A 2,726-nucleotide genomic window follows, 5' to 3' on the forward strand; every position below is an offset into this window, starting at 1 on the left:
CTTCAAAGCAAAGCCGCTCCGGGCGGGCCAGAGTGGCTTTGTTGCAAGTGCAGTTCAACGGTTGGTGATAAAAACCGCTTCCTCATCGTCGCGCTGCCTGCCGCCAAGGGCCGCGGCAGCACTGGCGATAAAGGCGCCGATGGCCAGCGAGAGCGCACCAAGCAGGGCAAACGTCGCGCTGGCCTTCCTGGCTGTGTCGGCGGCCTGCTGCGCCTTGACCTTGGCGTCCTGGGCCTTGGCGAGGACGGCATCCACCCGGGTCCTGGCATCTGCTTCCGAAAGCCCCGTGCGAACGGCGACCAACTGCGACAGATAGGTTTTGTCGTCTGCGGAAACCTCGCCTGCCGCGGCGCCGGCGATCAGGATGCGCGAAGCCTGCCCAACCGCGGCCGCATCGCTGTCCGGATTGGCGGCCGCGAGCTTGCCCGGATCAGCCGGACGGAACAGTGAATCCACCAGGTAGGATGTCGCATTGTCGGCCGACGCGCTGCCGGCATTGGCCGAAGCCCCCGCCGATGCGCCCATGGCCGCACCAGACGCGATGGTGGACACCGCCTGCACGCCCGAGCCTATGGCAGCGGAAAGCGCGGAGCCAAGCACGCCGACGACGAGCAGTGTGGCCAACGCCCAGGCAAGAAAGCCATGGGCGGTATCACGGAAATACACCTCGTCCGTGTGGATGCCGACCCATTTGGTGCGCAGGCGTCCGGCAAGGTAGCCGCCGACACCCGAGGACAGCCATTGCACGATGATCAGCCAGACGGCGGTGGATGCCGCGAAAGTGGTGACAGATGCGCCGGATCCCGACCAGGGCGACACCATGCTCAATCCAAGCCCGGAGCCCAGCAGCATGAGGATGAAGGTCAGCGTCGAGGCCGCGAAGGCACCGGCGATGATCGGTCCCCAACTGACGGCGGTGGAGGAGGATTCTGTTGAAGTGGAAACGTCGACAGCCGATAGGGTGGACTGCATAAGTGCCCCCTATCGTACGAACAGCATGATCAGAATGATGATCGGGATCGGTATGCCGAGCAACCAGAGCAAAATGCCGCGTCCCATGGAAGCCTCCTGTTAGAAATTGTGATCGATATTGTCACAATGTCTCGCAGGGACTTCCGTTCCGGCGCGTTGCAAATTGATTTTGTTGCCGCCGGTGGAACAATTGGCGCGCCGCAGCGCGCCAATTCAGATTTAACGGCCAGATCAGATATCCAGATTGGCGACCGACAGCGCGTTGTCCTGGATGAACTCGCGCCTGGGCTCGACCTCGTCGCCCATCAGCCGCGAAAACAGCGAATCCGCATCGGTCGCGTCATTGACCTTGACCTGCAGCAGCGAGCGCACGTTCGGATCGAGCGTGGTTTCCCACAGCTGTTCGGCGTTCATCTCGCCGAGACCCTTGTAGCGCTGCATCGTCAGGCCCTTGCGGCCTGTCGCAAAGACCGCATTGAGCATCGCCAGCGGCCCCGAGATGGTTTCGGAGACATCCTTGCGGCGCAGCACCGGCGGCGACCCGTAGACCTCGCTGAGGCGCTGTGCGTAGCGGTCGAGCTGGCGTGCGTCGGCCGAATTGATCAGCGCCAGGTCGAGATGCGCATATTCCTTGACGCTGCGCACCGTGCGCTCGAACACATAGCCGCCAACGCCTTCATTCGAGGTCGACATGCGGCCGGTCCAGCCGCGCTCGGTGTCCTCGGCAATGATGTCGAGGCGTTTTGCAATCCGCTCCGCCATGTCGTTGGCGCGACCGAGATCGGCGAACACGTCCGGGTTGAGCCCACCGGCGATCGCCGCCTGCTCGACGACGCCTCTGTTGTAGCGCGTGTGCAGGCCGTTGATCAGCTGGCGCACCGCCAGCGCGTCATCGATGGCGCCACGCAGGTCCTGCCCGATGCGAACCTCGCCCGAGCCGAGCGTAAGCGATGCTTCCTCCAGTCCCGAGCCGATCAGGAACTCCTCGAACGCGCTTTCGTCCTTGATGTATTGCGAGCTCTTGCCGCGCGTCACCTTGTAGAGCGGCGGCTGGGCGATGTAGAGATGGCCGCGCTCGATCAGCTCCGGCATCTGCCGGAAGAAGAAGGTAAGCAGCAAGGTTCTGATATGGGCGCCGTCGACGTCGGCGTCGGTCATCAGGATGATCTTGTGGTAGCGCAATTTGTCGGCGTTGAACTCGTCCTTGCCGATCGAGGTGCCGAGCGCCGTGATCAACGTGCCGATCATGTCGGAGCCGAGCATGCGGTCGAAGCGCGCCCGCTCGACATTGAGGATCTTGCCGCGCAACGGCAGGATCGCCTGGTTCTGGCGCGAACGCCCACCCTTGGCGGAGCCGCCGGCGGAATCACCCTCGACGATGAAGATTTCGGATTTCGCCGGGTCGCGTTCCTGGCAGTCGGCCAGTTTGCCGGGCAGGGAAGTGACGCCGAGCGAACTCTTGCGGGTGATATCGCGCGCCTTGCGCGCCGCTTCGCGCGCCGCCGCCGCCTGGATCACCTTGTCGACGACCACCTTGCCTTCGCTCGGGTGTTCTTCCAGCCAGGTGCCGAGCGCTTCGTTGACCAGGCCTTCGACGACAGGACGGACTTCCGACGAGACCAGCTTGTCCTTGGTCTGCGAGGAGAATTTCGGGTCGGGAACCTTGACCGACAGCACCGCCGTCAGACCTTCGCGGCAATCGTCGCCGATCAACGAGACCTTTTCCTTCTTGGTCAGCCCAGAGGATTCGCCAT

Annotated in this window: 2 protein-coding genes; both read right to left on the minus strand. The window is 63.5% G+C overall.

What is annotated here, in order from left to right; all coding sequences use genetic code 11:
* Positions 1-54: 54 nt before the first annotated feature.
* A complete protein-coding gene (locus ENZ74_RS28110; protein WP_013528199.1) occupies positions 55-972 on the minus strand; it encodes a hypothetical protein in 918 nt (305 codons plus the stop codon).
* A 231-nt stretch (positions 973-1,203) separates the two neighbouring features.
* Positions 1,204-2,726, minus strand: a 1,523-nt coding sequence (locus tag ENZ74_RS28115; protein ID WP_245471020.1) for a toprim domain-containing protein, incomplete at its 5' end; no start/stop codon positions are given.

It is taken from the genome of Mesorhizobium sp. M7A.F.Ca.CA.002.15.2.1 (genome assembly GCF_003998715.1).
Taxonomy (GTDB): domain Bacteria; phylum Pseudomonadota; class Alphaproteobacteria; order Rhizobiales; family Rhizobiaceae; genus Mesorhizobium; species Mesorhizobium ciceri.

Bases quoted from the DNA above. Each gene is read 5' to 3' on its own strand.
- ENZ74_RS28110 (WP_013528199.1), bottom strand. From the start codon at position 972: ATGCAGTCCACCCTATCGGCTGTCGACGTTTCCACTTCAACAGAATCC.